General features: G+C 61.1%; 22 protein-coding genes. 14 read left to right on the top strand and 8 right to left on the bottom strand.

The features are described from left to right. Nucleotides 1-55 precede the first annotated feature (55 nt). Nucleotides 56-2,440, bottom strand: a complete 2,385-nt coding sequence (locus tag PMI35_RS01760) for a hybrid sensor histidine kinase/response regulator (RefSeq protein WP_008066022.1) — start codon at nucleotides 2,438-2,440, stop codon at nucleotides 56-58. A 298-nt stretch (nucleotides 2,441-2,738) separates the two neighbouring features. Here PMI35_RS01760 and PMI35_RS01765 point away from each other — a divergent pair, with 298 nt between their 5' ends. The 4 genes from PMI35_RS01765 (at nucleotide 2,739) to PMI35_RS01780 (ending at nucleotide 6,263) form a co-directional block, all read left to right on the top strand. Next, complete coding sequence (locus tag PMI35_RS01765) at nucleotides 2,739-3,536, top strand: hydroxymethylpyrimidine/phosphomethylpyrimidine kinase (RefSeq protein ID WP_008052407.1); 798 nt, start codon at nucleotides 2,739-2,741, stop codon at nucleotides 3,534-3,536. A gap of 32 nt (nucleotides 3,537-3,568) precedes the next feature. Further along, nucleotides 3,569-4,192 (top strand): thiamine phosphate synthase, encoded by a 624-nt coding sequence (gene thiE / locus PMI35_RS01770; RefSeq protein ID WP_008066020.1) that lies wholly within the window; start codon nucleotides 3,569-3,571, stop codon nucleotides 4,190-4,192. A 15-nt stretch (nucleotides 4,193-4,207) separates the two neighbouring features. After that, nucleotides 4,208-5,491 carry a glutamate-1-semialdehyde 2,1-aminomutase gene (gene hemL, locus PMI35_RS01775; RefSeq protein WP_008066019.1) on the top strand — a complete coding sequence of 428 codons (1,284 nt, stop codon included), beginning with the start codon at nucleotides 4,208-4,210 and terminating at the stop codon, nucleotides 5,489-5,491. 217 nt (nucleotides 5,492-5,708) lie between these two features. Next, nucleotides 5,709-6,263 (top strand): tetratricopeptide repeat protein, encoded by a 555-nt coding sequence (locus PMI35_RS01780; RefSeq protein WP_008066017.1) that lies wholly within the window; start codon nucleotides 5,709-5,711, stop codon nucleotides 6,261-6,263. A gap of 53 nt (nucleotides 6,264-6,316) precedes the next feature. Here PMI35_RS01780 and PMI35_RS01785 read toward each other — a convergent pair whose 3' ends face one another. Further along, nucleotides 6,317-6,646, bottom strand: coding sequence for a DUF1820 family protein (locus PMI35_RS01785; RefSeq protein WP_008066015.1), 330 nt, complete (start codon nucleotides 6,644-6,646; stop codon nucleotides 6,317-6,319). A 133-nt stretch (nucleotides 6,647-6,779) separates the two neighbouring features. On the opposite strand from PMI35_RS01785, the gene miaB reads away from it, so the two are divergent. From miaB to lnt, 5 genes are all read left to right on the top strand, one after another. Then, nucleotides 6,780-8,108, top strand: coding sequence for a tRNA (N6-isopentenyl adenosine(37)-C2)-methylthiotransferase MiaB (miaB, locus tag PMI35_RS01790; RefSeq protein ID WP_032832166.1), 1,329 nt, complete (start codon nucleotides 6,780-6,782; stop codon nucleotides 8,106-8,108). Between the two features lie 215 nt (nucleotides 8,109-8,323). Continuing rightward, the gene (locus PMI35_RS01795; protein ID WP_008066010.1) at nucleotides 8,324-9,328 is read left to right on the top strand and encodes a PhoH family protein; all 1,005 of its coding nucleotides are present in this window, start codon (nucleotides 8,324-8,326) and stop codon (nucleotides 9,326-9,328) included. Next, nucleotides 9,321-9,815, top strand: a complete 495-nt coding sequence (ybeY, locus tag PMI35_RS01800) for an rRNA maturation RNase YbeY (protein WP_008066008.1) — start codon at nucleotides 9,321-9,323, stop codon at nucleotides 9,813-9,815. Before PMI35_RS01795 ends, ybeY begins: the two co-directional genes overlap by 8 nt. Nucleotides 9,816-9,820: 5 nt before the next feature. Further along, nucleotides 9,821-10,660, top strand: a complete 840-nt coding sequence (locus PMI35_RS01805; protein WP_008066006.1) for an HlyC/CorC family transporter — start codon at nucleotides 9,821-9,823, stop codon at nucleotides 10,658-10,660. Between the two features lie 16 nt (nucleotides 10,661-10,676). Further along, nucleotides 10,677-12,200 (top strand): apolipoprotein N-acyltransferase, encoded by a 1,524-nt coding sequence (gene lnt / locus PMI35_RS01810; RefSeq protein ID WP_008066005.1) that lies wholly within the window; start codon nucleotides 10,677-10,679, stop codon nucleotides 12,198-12,200. A gap of 53 nt (nucleotides 12,201-12,253) precedes the next feature. Here lnt and PMI35_RS01815 read toward each other — a convergent pair whose 3' ends face one another. Both PMI35_RS01815 and PMI35_RS01820 read right to left on the bottom strand, forming a co-directional pair. Continuing rightward, on the bottom strand, nucleotides 12,254-13,015 hold the full coding sequence (locus tag PMI35_RS01815) for a YdcF family protein (RefSeq protein WP_008066004.1): 762 nt from the start codon (nucleotides 13,013-13,015) through the stop codon (nucleotides 12,254-12,256). Between the two features lie 105 nt (nucleotides 13,016-13,120). Further along, nucleotides 13,121-13,441: a hypothetical protein gene (locus PMI35_RS01820; protein WP_008066002.1), complete on the bottom strand. Its 321-nt coding sequence runs from the start codon at nucleotides 13,439-13,441 to the stop codon at nucleotides 13,121-13,123. Nucleotides 13,442-13,721: 280 nt separating this feature from the next. Here PMI35_RS01820 and leuS point away from each other — a divergent pair, with 280 nt between their 5' ends. The 5 genes from leuS to PMI35_RS01845 all read left to right on the top strand — a co-directional run bounded on the left by leuS (nucleotide 13,722) and on the right by PMI35_RS01845 (nucleotide 19,832). Beyond that, nucleotides 13,722-16,328: a leucine--tRNA ligase gene (gene leuS, locus PMI35_RS01825; protein WP_008066000.1), complete on the top strand. Its 2,607-nt coding sequence runs from the start codon at nucleotides 13,722-13,724 to the stop codon at nucleotides 16,326-16,328. A gap of 87 nt (nucleotides 16,329-16,415) precedes the next feature. Beyond that, entirely contained in the window at nucleotides 16,416-17,021 is a 606-nt protein-coding gene (locus PMI35_RS01830) for an LPS-assembly lipoprotein LptE (RefSeq protein WP_008065998.1), read from the top strand. A gap of 39 nt (nucleotides 17,022-17,060) precedes the next feature. Further along, nucleotides 17,061-18,098, top strand: coding sequence for a DNA polymerase III subunit delta (holA, locus tag PMI35_RS01835; RefSeq protein ID WP_008065996.1), 1,038 nt, complete (start codon nucleotides 17,061-17,063; stop codon nucleotides 18,096-18,098). Between the two features lie 184 nt (nucleotides 18,099-18,282). Beyond that, complete coding sequence (gene arfA / locus PMI35_RS01840) at nucleotides 18,283-18,447, top strand: alternative ribosome rescue factor ArfA (protein WP_008065994.1); 165 nt, start codon at nucleotides 18,283-18,285, stop codon at nucleotides 18,445-18,447. Between the two features lie 62 nt (nucleotides 18,448-18,509). Further along, a complete protein-coding gene (locus PMI35_RS01845; RefSeq protein ID WP_008065991.1) occupies nucleotides 18,510-19,832 on the top strand; it encodes a lytic murein transglycosylase in 1,323 nt (440 codons plus the stop codon). 125 nt (nucleotides 19,833-19,957) lie between these two features. On the opposite strand, the gene PMI35_RS01850 is transcribed toward PMI35_RS01845, so the two are convergent. The 4 genes from PMI35_RS01850 to PMI35_RS01865 all read right to left on the bottom strand — a co-directional run bounded on the left by PMI35_RS01850 (nucleotide 19,958) and on the right by PMI35_RS01865 (nucleotide 23,023). Further along, nucleotides 19,958-20,905, bottom strand: coding sequence for a S66 peptidase family protein (locus tag PMI35_RS01850; RefSeq protein WP_008065986.1), 948 nt, complete (start codon nucleotides 20,903-20,905; stop codon nucleotides 19,958-19,960). Between the two features lie 171 nt (nucleotides 20,906-21,076). Next, a complete protein-coding gene (lipA, locus tag PMI35_RS01855; RefSeq protein WP_162130289.1) occupies nucleotides 21,077-22,075 on the bottom strand; it encodes a lipoyl synthase in 999 nt (332 codons plus the stop codon). Nucleotides 22,076-22,100: 25 nt separating this feature from the next. Next, complete coding sequence (gene lipB, locus PMI35_RS01860) at nucleotides 22,101-22,748, bottom strand: lipoyl(octanoyl) transferase LipB (RefSeq protein WP_008065985.1); 648 nt, start codon at nucleotides 22,746-22,748, stop codon at nucleotides 22,101-22,103. Beyond that, on the bottom strand, nucleotides 22,748-23,023 hold the full coding sequence (locus PMI35_RS01865; RefSeq protein ID WP_008065984.1) for a DUF493 domain-containing protein: 276 nt from the start codon (nucleotides 23,021-23,023) through the stop codon (nucleotides 22,748-22,750). The genes lipB and PMI35_RS01865 overlap by 1 nt, the downstream gene beginning before the upstream one ends. Nucleotides 23,024-23,090: the final 67 nt, after the last annotated feature.

Genomic DNA, 23,090 nt, shown 5'->3' with positions numbered 1-23,090 from the left:
CCAAGGGATTTTCAGTTAAGCACCGCCCCCTGGCCGATCAAAGTGTCATATCTGCCTAACTGTCGGCGCTTTCGCCCTTCTCGGAACACAGCACTCGACGATAAAGCGCGACCTGCAAGTCCTCGAATTTCACCGGTTTGCTCAAATGGTCAATCATTGCGCCGCTCGGGCAACGCTCCAGTTCAGTGCCCTGGGCGATCATGAAGACCGGCACTTGCGCGCAACCGGGCAACGCCCGGATCTGGCAGCACACGGAAACGCCGTCCAGGGCCTGCAACTGACAATCGACCAGCACCGCATCGAAGGTTTCTCGCTGTAAAAAATCGAGCGCGGCCTGGCCGCTGTCGGCCGAGCGCACGCGGAACCCGAGCTTGAGCAACATGCCGCGCATCACCAACTGATTGACGTTGTTGTCATCCACCAGCAATACGCTGCAATCCTGAGCCAAGCGCAGCCGTGGCAATTCCTGCGTCGCGAGCGGCGCGGCAGTGCGCTGCGGTGCCGCAATGTCAAACTCGACATCAAGCTGGAAGCGGCTGCCACGCCCGGGCTCGGAGCGGTGTGTCAGGCGCCCGCCGAGCAGTTCCACCAGTTGCCGGCAGATGGCCAGGCCGACACCCAGGCCGCCGTACTCGCGCGTCATCGAACCGTCGAGCTGGAAGAAGCGCTGATACATCGTCGCCTCCCCAAGGTCGGTGAAGCCGATACCGGTGTCGATCACCGCAAAGGACAACGCCAGTCGCTCGGGATTGACCGTTTTCCCGGTGACCCGCAGCGCCAGTCCGCCGACCCGGGTGAACTTGATGGCGTTATCCAGCAGGCACTCCAGGCATTGCGCCAACTTGGCGCTGTCGCCGTGCAAGCGATCCGGCACACCCGGTGCCACGTCGACCTTGAAGTCCAGCGACTTGCTCGCCGCATTGCCGTAGAACTGGGCACGCAATGCCTCCACCACGGTGCGCAAGCTGAAGGTGGCCGGGGAAGCCTTGAGCTTGCCTGCCTGCAGCTCAGTCAGGGTGAGAATGCCATTGACCATGCGCATCATGTCCCGCGCCGATCCCGCGGCCGTTTGCTGATACTGCTCCAGCTCGGGGTCCATCTCGACGGTCTGCATCAGCTCCAGCGAACCGATCACGCCATTCATGGGTGTGCGCAATTCGTGGGTCAGGGTGGCGAGGAATTCGTCCTTGAGCTTGTTGCTGCGTGCAAGTTGCTGGTTGAGCGCCTCAAGCTTTTGCCCGGCGTCGAGCAGGGTTTGCGCCTGCTGTTCGCGCATGGCGTTGATGCGGTCGGCCAGGGCCATGGACAGCAGCGCCACTTCGATGGCCGAGCCAATCTGGCTGGAGTACATGGTCAGGAACACATTCGGCAGGTAGCCCAGCACCATCAATGTATTGATGATGCCGCCGAGCAGGAACGCCGACCAGGCAATGATGAAATAGCGCGCGACCCGCAACCCGCGCAGCCAGGCAAAAATTCCCGCAGCAAAGATCACCACCGTGAAGGTCAGTGCCAGGGTCGTTGCCAGGCGCAAGGCCAGGGCATAGCTGGTCATCAGCGACAACCCGACCACCAGCGCGCTGAATGCCACCAACGCCATCAGCAAGCGGTCCATCCAGCGGCTGAGGGTGGCGGTCTGCAGGAAGCTGCGGGCGAACTGGCTACCGAACAATCCTGCACAACCGATGAAAAAGGGCGTCGAGGCGTTGGCCCACCAGGGATTGTCCGGCCAGAAGTACTGCACGGCAGCGCCGTTCACCGACAGCTGATACAAGCCGAACGAGGCGATGTAGAAGATGTAGTAGAGATAGCTGGTATCGCGCACGCTGAGGTAGATGAACAGGTTGTAGACCAGCATCCCCAGCAATACACCGTAGATCAGCCCCAGGACATAGAGGCGCACCGGTTGGTCTTCGAGATACGCCGTACTGGACCACAACGTAACCGGCGCCTGGATCGACCCCTGGCTTTGCAGTCGCAGGTACAGGGTTTGCTCTTGGCCAGGGGTAAAATTGAGCGTGAACAGGTAGTTGTTCTGGCGGATTTCGCGACTGGCGAACGGCAAGGCGTCGCCGGTTTGCCTGGCCAATTGATAGTTGCCGCTTGCATCGGGCAGGTACAGATCAAGGTGATCGAGGGGTGGGTAAGCCAACTCCAGCAACCAGGTCCGTTGTGCAGCCGGGTTTGAAGGGCGGTAATGCAGATCGATTTTCAGCCAGAACACCGAGCGCGAATAACCGGCGTTGAGGGTGGCTTTATCATGCGCCTTGAAGTTGCCGGCCGCCGCCTGGGCACGAATATCCGCGACAGTCGCCTGACCGCCCGCGTCTTCGAACACCTGCAGGTTTCGCCCGAGGGGAAGGCTTTGGGTGAGTTCATTGAACTCAACGGCGTTCGCCAAGAGGGGCAAACACAACATAAACATCAGCAAATAGCGCATCTATGCCCCAGCGTGGCCTGTCCGGTCCTGTCAGGAAGCCCCCCATTCCTTTTGAGCAGACGTAAAACCGGTGATAGCTGTTATTGGTTTGGATCCACTCTAGCATAGCCGTTGATGGCTAATGAGCACTACCAAAATTTTTGCGGAAAAGGCTCTAGAACGGGCGTTCCAGCGGTAATTATTGAGATAGAGCTGTTTGCCTGATGAAAAAGAGCAAAAGATCACCGCCTTCGGACGATCTTTTGCCTTTCGCGTAGCGGGCTTCGAAAAAAGATGTTTGGTGGTAAGCTCGCGCACCATGAATATCTACAGCTCTCGCCCCGTTGTCCTCTGTCTCTCCGGCCACGACCCAAGTGGTGGCGCCGGCTTGCAGGCAGATATTGAAGCCTTGCTTGCTCAGGGTTGCCATGCGGCTCCGGCCGTCACCGCCCTGACCGTGCAAGACACCGTCAATGTCACTGACTTTCGCGTCCTCGACCGTGAGTGGGTGTTGGCCCAGGCCAATGCCGTGCTCAACGATTCCGAAGTCGCGGCGGTCAAGCTCGGCATGCTCGGCTCCCTGGAAATGGTCGACACCGTGGTCGAACTGCTTTCGGCGCACCCGCACTTGCCGGTGGTCTGCGACCCGGTGCTGCGCGCCGGCGGTGGCGGTCGCCTGGGCAAGGACGAAGTCGGCTACGCCATGCGCGAACGCCTGCTGCCGCTCTCGATCATCGCCACCCCCAACCTTCCCGAAGCCCGTATCCTCGCCGAACTGCCTGAAGGCACCGCGGACGAGTGCGCTGAAAAACTCCTGCCGTTCGTCAAACACCTGCTGATCACCGGCGGCCATGGCGACGAAACCGAAATCCACAACCGCCTGTACAGCCGCGACGGCTTGCGCGAAACCTACACCTGTCAACGCCTGCCCGGCAGCTATCACGGCTCTGGCTGCACCCTGGCCAGTGCGCTTGCCGGCCGTCTGGCCCAAGGTGAAAACCTCGCCAGCGCCGTACAGACTGCACTTAACTACACGTGGCGCACCCTGCGCGATGCGGAGCAGTTGGGCAAAGGCCAGTTCGTGCCACGCCGCCTGCCACTGGACTTCTGTTCGTAACTCTCTATTAGCACTGCGGTGAGGCTTGCTTGATGAAACTACGTGGCCTGTACGCCATCACCGACAGCCAGTTGCTGGCCGGTAAATTTCTTTCGTACGTGGAGGCGGCGCTGGAAGGCGGCGTCACCCTGCTGCAATACCGCGACAAGAGCAGCGATGAGGCCCGTCGTTTGCGTGAGGCCGAGGCCCTGCGCGATCTGTGCGAACGCTACAAGACCCGCTTGATCATCAATGACGACGCCGAACTGGCGGCACGCCTGAACGTTGGCGTACACCTGGGGCAGACCGACGGGCCGCTCACTCCGGCCCGCGCTTTGCTCGGCTCCAAGGCGATCATCGGTTCGACCTGCCACGCGCAACTCGAACTCGCCGAGCAGGCCGCCAAAGAAGGCGCCAGCTATGTCGCGTTTGGCCGCTTCTTCAATTCCAACACCAAGCCCGGCGCCCCGACTTGCAGCCTCGACCTGCTCGACCAGGCCCGCAGCAAACTGCACCTGCCGATCTGCGCGATCGGCGGCATCACCCTCGACAACGCCGCCCCCCTGGTGGCCCACGGGGTCGACCTGCTCGCCGTGGTGCATGGCCTGTTTGGCGCCGAGAGCCCGGCTGAAGTGACCCGCCGCGCCCGCGCCTTTAACGAATTACTGAAAATCTGATTTGAGAGCCCGATCATGTCTCGTTCCGAAACCCTGTTTGCCAATGCCCAGAAACACATCCCCGGTGGCGTGAACTCGCCGGTCCGTGCGTTCAAGAGCGTTGGCGGCACGCCGTTGTTCTTCAAGCACGCCGAAGGCGCCTACGTCACCGACGAAGACGACAAGCGCTATGTGGACTACGTCGGCTCCTGGGGCCCGATGATCCTCGGCCACAGCCACCCGGACGTCCTGGACGCCGTGCGCAAGCAGCTTGAACATGGCTTGTCCTACGGCGCGCCGACCGAGATGGAAACCCAGATGGCGGATCTGGTCTGCTCGCTGGTGCCGTCGATGGAAATGGTGCGCATGGTCAGCTCCGGCACCGAAGCGACCATGAGCGCTATTCGCCTGGCCCGTGGCTTCACCGGTCGCGACAGCATCATCAAGTTCGAAGGCTGCTACCACGGCCACTCCGACAGCCTGCTGGTCAAGGCCGGCTCCGGCGCCCTGACCCAAGGCGTGCCGAGCTCGGCGGGTGTACCGGCGGCGTTCGCCAAACACACGCTGACCCTGCCGTTCAACGACATTGATGCGGTTGAGGCCATGCTTGCCGAAGTCGGACAGGACGTGGCGTGCATCATCGTCGAGCCGGTCGCCGGCAACATGAACTGCGTGCCGCCGGCCCCAGGTTTCCTCGAAGGCCTGCGGACCCTGTGCGACAAGCATGGCGTGGTGCTGATTTTCGACGAAGTGATGACCGGTTTCCGTGTTGCCCTCGGCGGCGCCCAGGCTCACTACGGCGTGACACCGGACCTGACCACCTTCGGCAAGATCATTGGCGGCGGCATGCCGGTGGGCTGCTTCGGCGGCAAACGCGAAATCATGTCGCGCATCGCCCCGCTGGGTCCGGTCTACCAGGCCGGTACATTGTCGGGTAACCCCCTGGCGATGGCGGCGGGCCTGACCACCTTGCGCCTGATCAGCCGTCCGGGCTTCCACGACGAGCTGACCGACTACACCACTCGCCTGCTTGACGGCCTGCAAGTGCGTGCCGATGCGGCAGGTATTCCGTTCGTGACCACGCAGGCCGGTGGCATGTTCGGCCTGTACTTCAGCGGCGCCGACGATATCGTGACCTTCGATGACGTGATGGCCAGTGACGCCGCCTTGTTCGGCCGCTTCTTCCACCTGATGCTCGAAGGTGGCGTCTACCTGGCGCCAAGCGCTTTCGAAGCCGGTTTCACCTCGATCGCCCACGGCGAAGCCGAGCTGAAACTGACCCTGGATGCCGCCGAGCGCGCATTTGCAGCACTGAAGTAACGCCGTAGCGCTGACGCTGGCATTGCCGGCGTCAGCCTTCTCTCCTGCCCTTTTTCCTGCTCATCTGCTAATAATCCCCGTCAAGTGGGCGATATAGTTCCCGCGCAGCAGAAAAACGAGTAAAGACTTTGTAAGGTTGGCCCTGCTTATTTCATAATGCGCGCTTATTGGATCCCCTCGATGGGTCCGCGCGCCCCTCAGAGGTAAGTCGATTCCCATGAACCGCACCGGCCGCGCCCTTTCACTGGGCTGCCTGTTGCTCCTTCAGCCCCTGCTCGCGCTCGCACAAGCAGGCGGTAACTCGTTGTTAATCCCAGCGATGGGTCGCTGCACCCTCAATACCCAGCCGCAAGACCTGGCCCAGGCATTGGCTGCCTGCCAGAAAGCGTCGGATGAAGGGGATGCCCAGGCGCAATACGAGTTGGGTGAGTTCTACTACGACGGCAGTAACGCGCCACGCGACCTCAACAAAGCCCTGAACTACTTCGAAAAGGCCTCGCTGCAAGGTCACGCCCAGGCTCAATTCAAACTCGGCACCATGTTCTTCCACGGCGAAGGCGTACCGGCCAATAACATCCAGGCGTATATCGTGCTGAAAATGGCGGCGGTCAATGGTGCGGAAGAAGCGCTGGACACTGCCGACGAAGTCGCCGAGAAGATGCCCCGCCAGGAACTGGAAGTCGCCACCCAGGTGCTGGGGCAAATTTTCCGTAAATACCTGATGGAATTGCAGAGCGCCGATGGGCGGACGCCGTTCGCGCCGCTGCCCTGATTTCTGCATCGACCTTTCTGGCCCCTTCGCGGGCAAGCCCGCTCCTACAAGGCTTACTTCTCAGGCATCGGCACCGGAAACGGCATCACATTGCCGACCGTGCCGCGGGCTTCGCTGATTTTCGGTGTACCCAGGCGCTCGACCTCGTCGATGCGCACGATCGAATGCATTGGCACGAAACTGCGCACGACCCCTTCGAACTGGGCCTTGAGCTTCTCTTCGCTCGGGTCAACGACTACCTGTGTGCGCTCGCCAAAGACGAACTCTTCCACTTCCAGGAAGCCCCACAGATCGCTCTGATAGATCTGCTTGGCGTACATTTCGAACACCTGGCCCTGATTGAGGAAAATCACCTTGTAGATTGGAGCTTCACGTTTGGTCATGGCAGGCGAAACACATCGAGGGATAAAAATGAGGGCGCGAACTATAGCATAGCCGCCGGACGCGCAGCGGTAGGAACCTGAGTACATGTTCCCTATAATGCGCGGTTCTTTGAATCACGTGATGACTCTATCCATGGCCAAGAAGCTTTACATCGAAACCCACGGTTGCCAGATGAACGAGTACGACAGCTCGCGCATGGTCGATCTGCTGGGCGAACACCAGGCCCTGGAAGTCACGGCGCGCGCTGAAGACGCCGACGTGATCCTGCTCAACACCTGCTCGATCCGCGAGCGCGCCCAGGACCGTGTCTATTCCCAGCTGGGCCGCTGGCGCGAACTGAAACTGGCCAACCCGGACATGGTGATTGCCGTCGGCGGTTGCGTGGCCAGCCAGGAAGGCGCCGCCATTCGCGATCGCGCACCCTATGTCGACGTGGTATTCGGCCCGCAGACCTTGCACCGCCTGCCGGAAATGATCGACGCCGCGCGCATCAGCAAGCTGCCGCAAGTCGACGTCTCGTTCCCCGAAATCGAAAAATTCGACCACCTGCCCGAGCCGCGTATCGACGGCCCGAGCGCCTACGTGTCGGTGATGGAAGGTTGCAGCAAGTACTGCACGTTCTGCGTGGTGCCCTACACTCGCGGCGAAGAAGTCAGCCGTCCGTTCGACGACGTGATTGCCGAAATCATTCACCTGGCCGAACACGGCGTGCGTGAAGTGACGCTGCTGGGGCAGAACGTCAACGGCTATCGCGGCACGACCCACGACGGTCGCCTGGCGGACCTGGCCGAACTGATCCGTGTGGTCGCGGCGGTCGATGGCATCGACCGCATCCGCTACACCACCTCGCACCCGCTGGAATTTTCCGACAGCCTGATCCAGGCCCACGCCGAAGTGCCGGAGCTGGTGAAACACCTGCACCTGCCGGTGCAATCGGGCTCGGACCGTATCCTCGCGGCGATGAAACGCAACCACACGGCGCTGGAATACAAATCCAAACTGCGCAAGCTGCGCGCGGCCGTGCCGGGCATCTGCATCAGTTCAGACTTCATCGTCGGTTTCCCCGGCGAGACAGAGAAAGACTTCGAACAGACCATGAAGCTGATCCAGGACGTCGGTTTCGACTTTTCCTACTCGTTCGTCTACAGCCAGCGCCCGGGCACACCGGCCGCCGACCTGGCCGATGAGACCCCGGAAGAACTAAAAAAAGAGCGCCTGAACGCCCTGCAACATCGCCTGAACCAGCAGGGTTTCGAAATCAGCCGACAAATGGTCGGCTCGATTCAGCGGATTCTTGTAACCGATTATTCCAAGAAAGACCCTGGCGAGCTGCAAGGGCGAACCGAGAATAACCGTATCGTCAACTTCCGCTGCGACAATCCAACCCTGATCGGCCAGTTCGCCGACGTGCACATTGACGCAGCGCAGCCGCATTCGCTGCGGGGCTCATTGATCCAATAACAACGCATCCCTCTGTAGGAGTGAGCCTGCTCGCGATTGCGATCTGACATTCAACACATCAGTCATCAGTCAGACCGCTATCGCGAGCAGGCTCACTCCCACAGGTACAGCGCCAGACGTGGGAATCAGATTGGTCTGTATAAGAGCTTTCGCACCCGCGCCACTGGCGCTATCCTTGAATCATCACTATTGCCCCAGGGCGGCTAAATACGACCTTGAACGCACCCATCGAACCACATCGTTTCATCCTCGAGCCTTTTGAGGCTCGCCGCTTCGCTAATCTGTGCGGGCAGTTCGACGAACACCTGCGCCTGATCGAGCAGCGCCTGACCATTGAGATCCGCAACCGCGGAAACCAGTTCGAACTGATCGGCGAGCGTAAACACACCACCTCCGCGGAAAACCTCCTGCGCCGCCTGTACCGGGAAACCAAGGGTACCGAGCTGTCGCCGGACATGGTTCACCTGTTCCTGCAGGAATCGGCCGTCGAAGAGCTGGACAACCACTCGCCCGCCGACGCCTCCGTCGCCCTGCGCACCAAGAAAGGCATGATTCGCCCTCGTGGCTTGAATCAGGTGCGCTACGTGAAGGAAATCCTCGGCAACGACATCAACTTCGGCATCGGTCCGGCCGGTACCGGCAAGACCTACCTGGCCGTTGCCTGCGCGGTAGACGCCCTGGAACGCGAACAGATCCGGCGCATCCTGCTGGTGCGTCCGGCGGTCGAAGCCGGCGAAAAACTCGGTTTCCTGCCCGGTGACCTGTCACAGAAAATCGACCCGTATTTGCGCCCGCTCTATGACGCGCTCTACGAAATGCTCGGCTTCGAACACGTCGCCAAGCTGATCGAACGCCAGGTGATCGAAGTGGCGCCACTGGCCTACATGCGCGGTCGCACGCTGAACAACAGCTTCATCATCCTCGACGAAAGCCAGAACACCACAGTCGAACAGATGAAAATGTTCCTGACCCGCATTGGCTTCGGCTCCACGGCCGTCATCACCGGTGACATCACCCAGGTCGACCTGCCTAAAGGCACCAAGTCCGGGCTGCACCACGTGATCGAAGTGCTCAAGGATGTTCCGGGTATCAGCTTTACCCATTTCATGCCCAAGGACGTCGTGCGTCACCCGTTGGTGCAGCGCATTGTCGAGGCCTACGAGCGCTTCGAAAACCGTGCTGCCGATGAAGCGCCAAAGGACAGCCGACGCGATGCTTGAGCTTGATCTGCAAATCGCCACCCAAGCGCCTGCCCCCAGCGAAGCCGAGTTCCGTCAATGGTGCGAACTGGCCCTGCGCCAGCGCACCGCCGACTCCGAGATGACCATTCGCCTGGTCGACGAAGCCGAGGGCCGCGAACTCAATAACACCTGGCGGCAAAAGGACTACGCCACCAACGTCCTGTCGTTTCCAGCCGATGTGCCAGACGAGTTCCTCGACATCCCGTTGCTGGGCGACCTGGTGATCTGCGTGGCGGTGGTCGAGCGTGAAGCCGCCGAGCAGGGCAAGGAGCTCAAGGCCCATTGGGCGCATCTGGTGATTCACGGCTGCTTGCATCTGCTGGGTTACGACCATATAGATGATGACGAAGCCGAAGAGATGGAAGCACTGGAACGAACGTTGCTTGCAGAACTGGGCTATCCCGATCCGTACGCGGACGACGAAATCGAAGTCCCCCCTACCGAAACAACAAAGGATTCAGAGTAATCGCTATGAGCGAAGATCGATCGAGCAACGGGCAGAAGTCTTGGCTGGGTAAGCTCACCCAGGCTTTTGCCCACGAGCCGAAAAACCGCCAGGAGCTGCTGGAGCTGCTGCGCGATGCACACCAGAACAAACTGCTGGACAGCGAAGCGCTGGCCATCGTCGAAGGCGCTATCCAGGTTGCCGACCTGCAAGTACGGGACATCATGGTCCCGCGTTCGCAGATGATCAGCATCAAGGCGACCCAGACACCTCGCGAGTTCCTGCCTGCCGTGGTCGACTCGGCCCACTCCCGCTACCCGGTGATCGGCGAAAGCCACGATGACGTGATGGGGGTGTTGCTGGCCAAGGACTTGCTGCCGTTGATCCTTCGGGAGAACGGCGACAGTTTCAACATCAAGGACCTGCTGCGCCCGGCCACCTTCGTGCCGGAGTCCAAGCGCCTGAACGTGTTGTTGCGCGAGTTTCGCGCGAACCACAACCACATGGCCATCGTCATTGATGAATACGGCGGCGTGGCCGGCCTGGTGACCATCGAAGACGTGCTGGAACAGATCGTCGGCGACATCGAAGACGAACACGACGTCGAAGAAGACAGCTACATCAAGCCGCTGCCTAGCGGCGACTTCCTGATCAAGGCCCTGACGCCGATCGAGAACTTCAACGAGTTCTTCGACAGCGAATTTTCCGATGACGAGTTCGACACCGTGGGCGGCCTGGTGATGAGCGCGTTCGGGCACTTGCCAAAACGCAATGAAATCACTGAAATCGGCACCTATCGCTTTCGCATCCTGAACGCCGACAGTCGGCGAATTCATTTGCTGCGACTGACGCCTATCGCCCGGTAAAAACCTAAGGATTGAAATGCGCTGGACAACCCGCCCCGGCTGGCCCGGTAACCTGCTGGCCGTGGCGGCCGGTGCAATCACCACCCTGGCCCTGGCGCCTTTCGATATCTGGCCACTGGCACTGCTGGCTGTCGGGCTTTTCTATGCCGGCTTGCGTGAACTGAATCCACGCCAGGCCCTGGGCCGTGGCTGGTGCTTCGGCTTCGGACTGTTTGGCGCCGGCACCAGCTGGATCTACTACAGCATCCATCACTTCGGTGGTGCGTCGGTGCTGCTGGCCGGCTTCCTGATGCTGATCTTCACGGCGGCGATCGCCTGGTTCTTCGCCCTGCCCGCCTGGATCTGGGCGCGTTGGCTGCGACGCAACGAAGCACCGCTGGCGGACACCCTCGCCTTTGCGGCGTTGTGGGTCGGCCAGGAAGCGTTTCGCGGCTGGTTCCTCACCGGTTTCCCATGGCTCTACTCCGGCTACAGCCAGCTCGACGGCCCACTGGCCGGTCTCGCGCCTGTCGGCGGAATGTGGCTGATATCCTTCACCCTGGCCCTGACGGCCGCCTTGATTTACAACGCCATGCGCCTGGTGCGCACGGGGCGTAAAGGCTTCATCGCCGTGGGCGTTGTGCTGCTGGCAGGCCCGTGGGTGGCCGGCATGGCGCTCAAGCAACACGCCTGGACCAGCCCCTCCGGTGCGCCACTGAGCGTCGCGGCGATCCAAGGCAACATCGAACAAAGCATGAAGTGGGACCCGGCGCAGCTCAACGCGCAACTGGAGCTGTACCGCGACATGAGCTTCAGTTCGAAACGGGTCGACTTGCTGATCTGGCCGGAAACCGCGGTTCCGGTACTCAAGGAGTCTGCCCAGGGCTACCTGGACATGATGGGGAAATTCGCCGCCGAGCGAGATTCAGCCATGATTACCGGCGTGCCGATCCGCGAAGTCGTCCACCAGCAGAAGCGCTTCTATAACGGCATTACCGTGGTCGGCGAAGGCGATGGCACCTACCTCAAGCAGAAGCTGGTGCCGTTCGGCGAGTACGTGCCGCTGCAGGATGTGCTGCGTGGCCTGATCGCGTTTTTCGACCTGCCCATGTCGGACTTTGCCCGCGGTCCTTCCGATCAGGCCATGTTGCAAGCCAAGGGCTACCAGATTGCGCCGTTCATCTGCTATGAAGTGGTGTATCCGGAGTTCGCCGCCGGCCTTGCCGCCCAAAGCGACCTGCTGCTGACCATCAGCAACGACACCTGGTTCGGCACATCCATCGGCCCGCTGCAGCACTTGCAGATGGCGCAGATGCGCGCGCTCGAGGCCGGCCGCTGGATGATCCGCGCCACCAACAATGGCGTGACCGGCCTGATCAACCCGTTCGGCCAGATCACCACACAGATCCCGCAATTCGAACGCGGCATCCTGTACGGCGAAGTGGTGCCGATGCACAACCTCACACCGTACCTGCAATGGCGGTCATGGCCGTTGATCATTGTGTGTGTGCTGTTGTTTGGCTGGGCATTGATTGCCAGCCGCATGGCCAAGACCGTTTAAACGCGAAGCCTGCAAAAAATCGCAGCCTGCGGCAGGCTGCGATCTTTTGATCTTCAGCGGTAGAAAAGCGAATACCCGATCTGCCCCGCCGCCTCATTCAGCAACTGCCCGCTACGCCAGATCGCCTTGAACTCCGGCATCCAGCCGCCCAGCGGCTCGGCATTGTCCACGCTCAAGAACCCCACTGGCGCCGGCACCACCTCAAACCCGGCCTTCTGAAAACTCCAGACCGCTCGCGGCATGTGCCAGGCCTGGGTCACCACCACCACGCGCTTGATGCCTTCGGGCAACAAGACCTCGGCGCTGAATGTCGCGTTTTCCCAGGTGGTGCGACTTTTCCCTTCCTGCCAACGCACCGCCACGCCAAAATCATCGCGCAACGAGTCAGCCATCAATTTGGCCTCGGTTGGCGGCGTGCCGTAATGTAAACCGCCACTGGTCAAAATCGGCAAGCCAGAAGCCTTTGCAAGGCGAGCGGCATAGCGCTCGCGCTCCAGCGCCACCCCGGTGGGTTGATCGCTGCCCCAGGCCAGATCACCCCGTTCGCGCCCGGCGCCCAGCACCACGATCGCATCGGCGCGCTGGGCCAACGTTGCCCATTCGTCGCGAGCCAGGGGTGCCTCACGCTCAAGAAGCCCGGCGCCCCACTGCACCATGACCGGCAGGCTCATCAACCAGAAGCCGCCCACGCCCAGGGCAAAGCAGCAACCGGCAAGCCGCGGTCTTGAGCGGCGCCACCACCAGGCGAGCACCAGCAACAGGATAAGGACGCCGGGCGGCATCAGAAGGTGTTTCACGAAATAACGGAAAGGCATCGGGCATCTCCTTAAAGATGCCCGAAGCCTATGTGGGTTGACGCAATGCGACAATAAATACGGAAGGACTATGCTTCAAAAAACCGCGGAGCATGGCTCTATGCCTTATTTGCACTGAAGGGACCGGACCTTTACCGCGCCTCTGCCAGGTATTTTGTCCTTGAGCCAGATGATCTTGGCCGAACGTGGTGCGTCGAGTTGCTTCACTGCTTCAGACAAGCATCCCTGCGTCTCACGCTCACTGCGATCGAGGTACGCCTTGACCAGTGCAAACTCTGCGGGGCTCAGGCCACGCAACTCCAGTTCCAAAGGGCGTTCATCGCGCAGCCGACCAGCTGTTTTGGCTGCATCAAGGGCCATGCCCAAACGATCGATCAGTCTTTCGTACAACTCCGGTTTTGTAGCTTTTTGCCGTGACTCAACCATCCCTCACCTCATTGGAAGATAAGACCTACTCCCCAGTTAGAGCTTAGCTTCCATCGACAAACCGGCTGGACGCCGCGACCAACGGCCCTCGCAGCGGTTTTCGCAAGACGCGCGGCAGCAATCAGGGTTTCCCTCGATAGAGTGCGGTCATGTATGCTACGGCGCTTCCTGTAACTCCACTTCCAGCTCGTCTGGACACCGAAACGCCGAATTGGCGTGTTCACTGTCCAGCGTCGCATCGAAGAGGATTAGGCCACCCCTATTCAGTTCAAAAGTAGCCATGCACGAACAATATCAGCCCCGTGAAATCGAAGCCGCCGCCCAGTCATTCTGGGACGAGCAAAAGTCCTTTGAAGTCAGTGAACAGCCAGGCAAGGAGACCTACTACTGCCTGTCGATGTTCCCTTACCCCAGCGGCAAGCTACACATGGGGCACGTGCGCAACTACACCATCGGCGACGTGATCTCCCGCTACCAGCGCATGCTCGGCAAAAACGTCCTGCAACCCATGGGTTGGGACGCCTTCGGCATGCCGGCGGAAAACGCCGCGATGAAGAACAACGTAGCGCCCGCCAAGTGGACCTACGAAAACATCGCCTACATGAAGTCCCAGCTGCGCAGCCTGGGCCTGGCGGTGGACTGGTCGCGTGAAGTGACCACCTGCAAACCCGATTACTACCGCTGGGAACAATGGCTGTTCACCCGCCTGTTCGAAAAAGGTGTGATCTACAAGAAAAGCGGCACCGTGAACTGGGACCCGGTCGACCAGACCGTCCTGGCCAACGAGCAAGTGATCGACGGCCGCGGCTGGCGTTCCGGCGCGCTGATCGAAAAGCGCGAAATCCCGATGTACTACTTCAAGATCACCGCCTACGCGGATGAGCTGCTGGAGAGCCTCGACGAACTGACTGGCTGGCCTGAACAGGTCAAGACCATGCAGCGCAACTGGATCGGCAAATCCCGCGGCATGGAAGTGCAGTTCCCGTACAACGTCGATTCCATCGGCGAAACCGGCACCCTGAAAGTCTTCACCACCCGTCCGGACACCCTGATGGGCGCAACCTACGTTGCCGTAGCTGCCGAGCACCACCTGGCCGCCCTCGCCGCCAAGAACAACCCTGAGCTGCAAGCGTTCATCGCCGAATGCAAGGGCGGCAGCGTTGCTGAAGCCGACGTTGCGACCCAGGAGAAAAAAGGCCTGCCAACCGGTCTGTTCGTCGAGCACCCGTTGACCGGCGAAAAACTGCCCGTGTGGGTCGCCAACTACGTGCTGATGCACTATGGCGACGGCGCGGTGATGGCAGTTCCGGCCCACGACGAACGCGATTTCGAGTTCGCCCACAAGTACAACCTGCCGGTCAAATCCGTGGTGCGCACCAGTTCTGGTGACACCAACCCGGCACCATGGCAAGACGCCTACGGCGAATACGGCACGCTGATCAATTCCGGCGAGTTCGACGGCCTCGACTTCGCCGGCGCCTTCGACGCCATCGAAGTCGCGCTGATCAAGAAAGAACTCGGTGCCTCGCGCACCCAGTTCCGCCTGCGCGACTGGGGCATCAGCCGTCAGCGCTACTGGGGCTGCCCGATTCCGATCATCCACTGCGGCACTTGCGGTGACGTGCCGGTACCGGAAGATCAATTGCCCGTCGTACTGCCGGAAGACGTCGTACCCGATGGTGCCGGCTCGCCACTGGCGCGCATGCCCGAGTTCTACGAATGCAACTGCCCGAAATGCGGCCAGCCTGCCAAGCGTGAAACCGACACCATGGACACCTTCGTCGAGTCCTCGTGGTACTACGCCCGCTACGCCTCGCCGCACTTCGAGGGTGGCCTGGTAGAAAAATCCGCAGCCGACCACTGGTTGCCGGTGGATCAGTACATCGGCGGCATCGAACACGCGATCCTGCACCTGCTTTACGCACGCTTCTTCCACAAGCTGATGCGTGACGAAGGCCTGGTCAGCTCCAACGAACCGTTCAAGAACCTGCTGACCCAAGGCATGGTGATCGCCGAGACCTATTACCGTCGTGAAGCCAACGGTGCCTACACCTGGTTCAACCCGGCGGACGTCGAACTCGAACGCGACAGCAAGGCCAAGGTCATCAGCGCCAAGCTGATCGCAGACGGCCTGCCGGTGGAAATCGGTGGCACCGAGAAGATGGCCAAGTCGAAAAACAACGGCGTCGACCCACAGTCGATGATCGACCAGTTCGGCGCAGACACCTGCCGCCTGTTCATGATGTTCGCCTCGCCACCTGACATGAGCGCGGAATGGTCCGACTCCGGCGTGGAAGGTTCGCACCGTTTCCTCAAGCGCGTCTGGCGTCTGGCTCAAGCCCACGTCACCCAGGGCCTGCCGGGCAAACTTGACGTCGCCAGCCTCAATGACGAACAGAAAGTGATTCGCCGTTCGATCCACCAGGCCATCAAGCAGGCCAGCCATGACGTCGGCCAGAACCACAAGTTCAACACCGCCATCGCCCAGGTGATGACGCTGATGAACGTGCTGGAAAAGGCCGCGCAAGGCACCGAACAGGATCGCGCACTGATTCAGGAAGGCCTGGAGACCGTGACCCTGCTGCTGGCCCCGATCACGCCGCACATCAGCCACGAGCTGTGGCATCGCCTGGGTCACGCCGACCCGGTGATCGATGCCGGTTGGCCGGTGCTGGACGAGAGCGCGCTGGTGCAGGACAGCCTGACGCTGGTCATCCAGGTCAACGGCAAGCTGCGCGGCCAGATCGAAATGCCGGCCAGCGCCAGTCGCGAAGAAGTCGAAGCTGCCGCACGGGCCAACGAGAACGTGCTGCGTTTCGTCGATGGTCTGACCATTCGCAAAGTGATCGTGGTGCCCGGAAAACTGGTCAACATCGTCGCCAGCTAATTGGATCAGGCGCCTGGCCCTGCCGGGCGCCGAACAAACCTTTCGGGCCGCTTGATTGGCCCACATGGTTTCAAGGGGAGCAACACAATGATCAAACGCAACTTGCTGGTGATAGGCCTCGCGGTCCTGTTGAGCGCCTGCGGCTTCCAGCTGCGTGGCACCGGCACCACCGACCTGGCGCTCAAGGAGCTCGACCTGAGCGCCCGCGACGCTTACGGCGATACCGTGACGCAACTGCGCCAGGCGCTGGTAAGCAGCGGCGTCAAGGTCTACAACGGCGCCCCTTACAAACTCATCCTGACCAACCAGCAGGAATCCCAGCGCATCCTCAGTTACGCTGGCGCCGGTCGTACGGGCGAATATCAACTGAGCACGGTGCTCAACTATGACATTCGCGGCCAGGGCAACCTGCCCCTGCTGGATGACAAGCTTGAAGTGCAGAAGGTGTTCATCCATGACGGCAACAACCTGGTAGGTTCGGACCAGGAAGCTGCCGACGCCCGCAAGGAAATGCATCGCGAGCTGGTTCAACGCATGATGTTGCGCCTGCAGCAATTCACCCCGGCCCAGCTGGACCAGTTGCAGCAGACTGCCGAAGCCAAGGCCAAGGCGGAAGCCGCGGCGCTGGAAGCGGCGCAGAAGGCTGAGGCGAACACGCCGCGTCAGTCGCCAATCGACCTGCCTCAGCAGTAAGACTTACGGGGCGCTCTGGCGCCCCGTTTGCCCTCTCCTATGAAGCTCGCTCCCGCCCAACTCGCCAAACACCTGCAAGGCGTCCTCGCGCCGGTCTACGTCATCAGTGGCGATGACCCCTTGCTCTGCCAGGAAGCTGCCGACGCCATCCGCGCGGCTGCCCGCCAACAAGGCTTCGACGAACGCCAGGTGTTCGCCGCCGATGCCAGTTTCGACTGGGGTACCTTGCTGCAAGCCGGCGCCAGCATGTCGCTGTTCGCCGAAAAACGCCTGCTGGAACTGCGCCTGCCTTCGGGCAAGCCCGGCGATAAAGGTGCCGCCGCACTCATTGAGTACTGCTCGCGACCGGCCGAAGACACCGTGCTGTTGATCAGCCTGCCGAAGCTCGATGGCAGCGCGCAGAAAACCAAATGGGGCAAGGCGCTGGTCGAAGGCCAACAGACCCAATTCGTGCAGATCTGGCCGGTGGATGCCAACCAGTTGCCCAGCTGGATCCGTCAACGCCTGTCCCAGGCCGGGCTATCCGCCAGTCAGGACGCCGTCGAGCTGATCGCCGCCCGGGTCGAGGGCAACTTGCTGGCCGCCGCCCAGGAAATCGAAAAACTCAAGCTGATGGCCGAAGGCGGCCAGATCACCATCGAGACCGTGCAGGCTGCGGTGGCCGACAGTGCGCGCTTCGACGTTTTCGGCTTGACCGACGCCATTCTCAATGGCGAAGCCGCCCATGCACTGCGCATGCTCGAAGGGCTTCGCGGTGAGGGTGTCGAGCCCCCGGTGATTCTTTGGGCCCTGGCCCGGGAACTGCGCCTGTTGGCCAATATTTCGTTGCAGTACAGCCAGGGTACGCCACTGGATAAGGCCTTCAGCCAGGCCAGGCCGCCGGTTTGGGACAAGCGAAAACCGCTGATGAGCAAGGCCCTGCAACGCTATTCGGCGCAACGCTGGGCGCAATTATTGCTCGAAGCCCAGCGCATCGACGCGCAGATCAAGGGCCAGGCGGCGGGTTCGCCGTGGATGAGCTTGAGTCGCCTGACGCTGTTGATGGCTGGGCAAAGATTGTCGTTGCCTGCCGAATAAGAGCAAAAGATCGCAGCCTGCGGCAGCTCCTACAGGAATACGCAATCCTCCGTAGGAGCTGCCGCAGGCTGCGATCTTTTGATCCTGCCTCCTACAAAATCAACCTGCATTTGCCCTATGGACAGAACCCCAACTCTGGCCGATGATTTGCCCCGCAAAAACCACTCACCTGCGAGCGCCCATCATGAGCAAAAAGCCATCTAAACATGGCCCCAACAAGGCCAAATCCATCGTCGCCCAGCCATTGTTCCGCAGCCGCCAGGAACGCGCCGGCAAGGGCAAAGGCAGCTACCGCCGCGAAGCCTTCCAGTCTGACAACTGGGAGGCTTCTTACTTTCTGGCGGCCTGAAAGGCAAGCATCCGCTCAACATGTTAAGGTCTGTACCTGATTCGTTTTCCCTGGACCCGTGCATGCCCTTTTGTCTTTCCCGTCGTTGGCAATTTCGCCAATTGATTGCTGCCTCCAGCCTCATTTTGCTCGTCGCCTGCGCGGAAAAACCCACCGCCGCCGACGCCCAGCCGATTCAGACCCTCCCTGTCGCCACCGCCCCCGCGGTCATCGCGCCCGTGGTTCCGAGCGGCGAAAACCTCGACATCCAGCCAACCCAGACCTTCGCCGAATGGCAGGCGGGCTTTCGCAGGGACGCCCTGGCCGCCGGTATCCGCGCCGACCTGTTCGACCGCGCCTTTGCCAATGTCAGCTTCGACCCGGCCGTGATCCGCGCCGACCGCAGCCAACCAGAATTCGCAAAACCGGTGTGGGAGTACCTCGATGGCGCCCTGTCGCCGCTGCGCGTTCGCAAAGGCCAGGCCTTGGTCGACCAGTACGCCGGCATCCTGCAAAGCATCGAGCAACGCTACGGCGTCGACCGCCAGGCGCTGGTCGCGGTGTGGGGCATGGAAAGCAACTTCGGCCAGTTTCAGGGCAGCAAGTCGGTGATCAACTCACTGGCAACCCTGGCCTACGAAGGCCGCCGCCCGGGCTTCGCGCATGCGCAATTGATCGCCGCCCTGCAAATCCTCCAACAAGGCGATATCGAACCCGACAAAATGCTGGGTTCCTGGGCGGGCGCCATGGGCCAGACCCAGTTCATCCCGACCACCTACAACACCCACGCCGTGGATTTCGATGGCGACGGACGCCGCGATATCTGGGGTAGCGCCACCGATGCCCTGGCGTCGACCGCCCACTACCTGCAAAGCTCCGGCTGGCAAAAAGGCCAGCCATGGGGCTTCGAAGTACAGTTGCCGGGCAACTTCGACTACGTCCTCGCCGATGGCTCGATTCGCAAGAGCGTCGCCGAATGGCGGCAACTGGGCGTGGTGCTGCCCAACGGCGGCCAGTTCCCAGCTGGCTCCGAGCAACTGTCCGCGGCGCTGCTATTGCCGGCAGGCTATCGCGGCCCGGCCTTCCTGGTGCTCGACAACTTCCGCGCGATTCTCAAGTACAACAACTCGTCGTCCTACGCCCTGGCGGTGAGCCTGCTGTCCGAGCGCTTCAATGGCGCAGGGCTGATCAGCGGCACGTGGCCCAAGGATGATCTGCCCCTGAGCCGCACCGAGCGGATTGAACTGCAAAACCTGCTGAGTGCGCAGAACTACGACGCGGGCACTGCCGACGGGATCATCGGCGCCAATACCCGCAAGGCGATCCGCAGCGCCCAGCAGTCGTTTGGCTGGCCGGCGGATGGTTATCCGACGCACAAGCTGCTGGAAGGGTTGCGTAACCGCTAAAGCTTTATCCCTGTAGGAGCGAGCCTGCTCGCGATGGAGGACAACGATGACGCGGGCTGTCTGAATGCCCGCGGCGTCTTGGCGTTTTTCGCGAGCAGGCTCGCTCCTACAAAAGCGGGGATTGTCTAGCGCCTTACCACATTCTGTTCCAGAAACAGTTGCTGGTTCCCCGCATCCAGCTTCACCAACGCGCCCATCGGCAGCGTCAGGTTCGGATTGCAGTGCCCGCTGCGCCACCCGGACAGTACCGGGATGCACAAGGGTTCCAGGGTCTGCTTGAGCAATCGGTCCAGGGCCTGGGCCTCCACCCCCGCGATATCACCCACCAGAACCCCACGCAGCTTGTGCAATACGCCCGCCAGGCGCAGATGGGTCAGCAGGCGGTCGATGCGATACAGCGGCTCGTTGATGTCTTCGATGAACAGGATAATACCCGCGGCATCGATCTCATAAGGCGTGCCCAAGGTCGCGGCGATCATCGACAGGTTGCCGCCTAGAAGGCGCCCATGAGCCACACCCGGCACGATCGTGGTCAAGGGGCGGCCAACCGGGTGGGCAAGCACCATACCGGCCCTGCACTGCCCCCTGAGCATGTTGAAGAACGAGGACTCGGTTGGTGCCAGCCGCTCCCCCAGCAGATCGGCATTGAGCAACGGGCCATGGAATGTCACGAAACCCGCGTAGCGACTGATCGCCAAATGCAGCGCGGTAATGTCGCTATAGCCGATGAATGGCTTGGCGTTTTGGCGCAGCAGCGGGAAATCGATGCGATCAAGCAACCGTGGCGTACCGTATCCGCCGCGCAGGCAAATGATGGCATCGACCTCAGGGTCGGTGAACGCGGCGTGCAGGTCATTGAGTCGCACCTCGTCGCTGCCGGCCAGATAGCCGTCCTTCTCGAACACCCCGGGGAATATCCGCAGCGAATACCCACGAGCACGCATCCAGGCGATGGCTTTCTTGGTGTCCAGCGCGGCCGGACCCGCAGGCGCGATAACCGCGATCAGCCCCTGCATCGGCAAGGCCGGAACAGGCGTGTGAGGAAGGAGCGTCGGGTCAGGTCTTGCGTTCATCCATGGATCTCCCTGCGTGAAAGCATCAAACACACATTAGTCAGGAACGCAGACAAACAGAAGTGGATCAAGCATTGAGCAGTCGCAGGAAAAGACTGATGTGTCTGTGGGAAAGGCAAAAAAAGCCCGCAAGGCCGATTGAACGTTGCGGGCTGTTTTTTCATAGCCGAATCAGGACGACATCAACTCGGCCTTGACCAGCTTGGCCTGCTCGTCGGCATGGTACGAAGAACGGACCAGAGGACCGGAAGCAACGTTCTTGAAGCCCATCTTGTAACCTTCCTCGGCGAACCAGGCGAAGGTGTCCGGGTGCACGAAGCGCTGCACCGGCAAGTGGCTGCGCGAAGGCTGCAGGTACTGGCCCAGGGTCAGCATGTCGATATCGTGCTCGCGCATGCGCTTCATCACTTCGATGACTTCTTCGTCGGTCTCGCCCAAGCCCAGCATCAAACCGGATTTGGTCGGGATGTGCGGCATCATCTGCTTGAAGCGTTGCAGCAGGGTCAGCGACCACTGGTAGTCCGAACCCGGGCGCGCAGCCTTGTACAGGCGTGGCACGGTTTCCAGGTTGTGGTTGAACACATCCGGCGGCTCGGCAGCGGTGATTTCCAAGGCGATGTCCATGCGTCCACGGTAGTCCGGGACCAGGGTCTCGAGCTGAACATTCGGCGACAGCTTGCGGATTTCGCGGATACAGTCGGCAAAGTGTTGGGCACCGCCGTCACGCAGGTCGTCGCGGTCCACCGAGGTGATCACCACATACTTCAAACGCAGGTCGGCAATGGCGATGGCCAGGCTTTCCGGCTCGTTGACGTCCAATGGTTTCGGACGGCCGTGGCCAACGTCACAGAACGGGCAGCGACGGGTGCAGATGTCACCCATGATCATGAAGGTCGCGGTGCCGCCGGAGAAGCACTCGCCCAGGTTCGGGCAGGAGGCTTCTTCGCACACACTGTGCAACTTGTGTTTGCGCAGCAACGCCTTGATACGGTCGACTTCCGGAGAGACCGGAATACGCACACGAATCCAGTCAGGCTTCTTCGGCAGCTCGGTGGTCGGAATGATCTTTACCGGGATGCGTGCAACCTTCTCGGCGCCGCGCAGCTTGACGCCGGCTTCAACCTTGGGACGCGGGGCCGGGCGCTCGGTGACATCGAGCGTCGGGATCATGGTTTGCACTGCATCAGTAGTCATATCAGTCGATTCCGCCCGTCAGGGTCGTCTGCTCAGCATAGTCGAGGTGTTTGACGAGCTGCGCGCGCAGCCGGGCACTTACCTCGGCAAATTCAATCGATCCTGCGTGATCGCTCAGCTGGGTCATCGCCAGCCCGGCGTAGCCGCAGGGATTAATCCGTCGAAACGGTTCCAGGTTCATGTCCACGTTCAGGGCCAGGCCATGAAAGGAACAACCGTGGCGGATCCGCAGACCCAGTGAGGCGATTTTCGCGCCGTTGACGTAGACACCCGGTGCATCCGGTTTGGCCGCCGCCGTCACGCCGTAGCTGGCGAGCAGCTCGATCAGGCATGACTCCATGCGAGTCACCAGGTCACGCACGCCGAAACCCAGCTTGCGCACATCCAGCAACAGGTACGCCACCAGTTGCCCGGGACCGTGATACGTCACCTGCCCACCGCGATCGACCTGCACCACCGGGATATCTCCCGGCACCAGCAAATGCTCGGCCTTGCCAGCCTGCCCCTGGGTGAAGACCGGCGGGTGCTCGACCAGCCAGATCTCGTCGGCGGCATCGCTTCCGCGCTCATTGGTGAAGCGCTGCATGGCGTGCCAGACGGGCTCGTAAGCCATCTGGCCAAGCTCGCGAAAGCCCAGCGTGCCGGACATCACAGCACCATGTGCACGAAACCGGTGGCCCGCAGTTCGCTGTTGATGTTGTACAGCTGGTCCTGGTCGGTCGCGACGATGTGTAACTGGATCGTAGTGTACTTGCCATTGGTGCTCTGGCGTTCATCCACGCGGTCATGGTTGATCGTCGCGTGTTTCTGGACGATCGCGATGATCTTGTCTTTGTTGCCCACACCGGTATCGCTGATCACCTTAACCGGGTAATCAACGTTGGGGAATTCGATCTTAGGCGCCTTTACTTCGGTATCGGTCATGGCGTAACGGCCTCGTAAGCGTAAGCCGTGGCGACGACAAGGCCCCGCGCCGGATCAGCACGAGGCC

Source organism: Pseudomonas sp. GM78 (assembly GCF_000282475.1).
In the GTDB taxonomy this organism is placed as follows: Bacteria; Pseudomonadota; Gammaproteobacteria; order Pseudomonadales; family Pseudomonadaceae; genus Aquipseudomonas.
This window is presented reverse-complemented; position numbering and strand designations above follow the sequence as displayed.

Bases quoted from the DNA above. Each gene is read 5' to 3' on its own strand.
- lipB (WP_008065985.1), bottom strand. From the start codon at position 22,748: ATGTCCGGCACGCTGGGCTTTCGCGAGCTTGGCCAGATGGCTTACGAG.
- PMI35_RS01820 (WP_008066002.1), bottom strand. From the start codon at position 13,441: ATGGTTGAGTCACGGCAAAAAGCTACAAAACCGGAGTTGTACGAAAGA.
- PMI35_RS01845 (WP_008065991.1), top strand. From the start codon at position 18,510: ATGCCCTTTTGTCTTTCCCGTCGTTGGCAATTTCGCCAATTGATTGCT.
- hemL (WP_008066019.1), top strand. From the start codon at position 4,208: ATGTCTCGTTCCGAAACCCTGTTTGCCAATGCCCAGAAACACATCCCC.
- lnt (WP_008066005.1), top strand. From the start codon at position 10,677: ATGCGCTGGACAACCCGCCCCGGCTGGCCCGGTAACCTGCTGGCCGTG.
- PMI35_RS01785 (WP_008066015.1), bottom strand. From the start codon at position 6,646: ATGACCAAACGTGAAGCTCCAATCTACAAGGTGATTTTCCTCAATCAG.
- thiE (WP_008066020.1), top strand. From the start codon at position 3,569: ATGAAACTACGTGGCCTGTACGCCATCACCGACAGCCAGTTGCTGGCC.
- PMI35_RS01830 (WP_008065998.1), top strand. From the start codon at position 16,416: ATGATCAAACGCAACTTGCTGGTGATAGGCCTCGCGGTCCTGTTGAGC.
- holA (WP_008065996.1), top strand. From the start codon at position 17,061: ATGAAGCTCGCTCCCGCCCAACTCGCCAAACACCTGCAAGGCGTCCTC.
- leuS (WP_008066000.1), top strand. From the start codon at position 13,722: ATGCACGAACAATATCAGCCCCGTGAAATCGAAGCCGCCGCCCAGTCA.
- PMI35_RS01865 (WP_008065984.1), bottom strand. From the start codon at position 23,023: ATGACCGATACCGAAGTAAAGGCGCCTAAGATCGAATTCCCCAACGTT.
- ybeY (WP_008066008.1), top strand. From the start codon at position 9,321: ATGCTTGAGCTTGATCTGCAAATCGCCACCCAAGCGCCTGCCCCCAGC.
- miaB (WP_032832166.1), top strand. From the start codon at position 6,780: ATGGCCAAGAAGCTTTACATCGAAACCCACGGTTGCCAGATGAACGAG.
- PMI35_RS01805 (WP_008066006.1), top strand. From the start codon at position 9,821: ATGAGCGAAGATCGATCGAGCAACGGGCAGAAGTCTTGGCTGGGTAAG.
- PMI35_RS01760 (WP_008066022.1), bottom strand. From the start codon at position 2,440: ATGCGCTATTTGCTGATGTTTATGTTGTGTTTGCCCCTCTTGGCGAAC.
- PMI35_RS01765 (WP_008052407.1), top strand. From the start codon at position 2,739: ATGAATATCTACAGCTCTCGCCCCGTTGTCCTCTGTCTCTCCGGCCAC.
- PMI35_RS01815 (WP_008066004.1), bottom strand. From the start codon at position 13,015: ATGCCTTTCCGTTATTTCGTGAAACACCTTCTGATGCCGCCCGGCGTC.
- lipA (WP_162130289.1), bottom strand. From the start codon at position 22,075: ATGATCCCGACGCTCGATGTCACCGAGCGCCCGGCCCCGCGTCCCAAG.
- arfA (WP_008065994.1), top strand. From the start codon at position 18,283: ATGAGCAAAAAGCCATCTAAACATGGCCCCAACAAGGCCAAATCCATC.
- PMI35_RS01780 (WP_008066017.1), top strand. From the start codon at position 5,709: ATGAACCGCACCGGCCGCGCCCTTTCACTGGGCTGCCTGTTGCTCCTT.
- PMI35_RS01850 (WP_008065986.1), bottom strand. From the start codon at position 20,905: ATGAACGCAAGACCTGACCCGACGCTCCTTCCTCACACGCCTGTTCCG.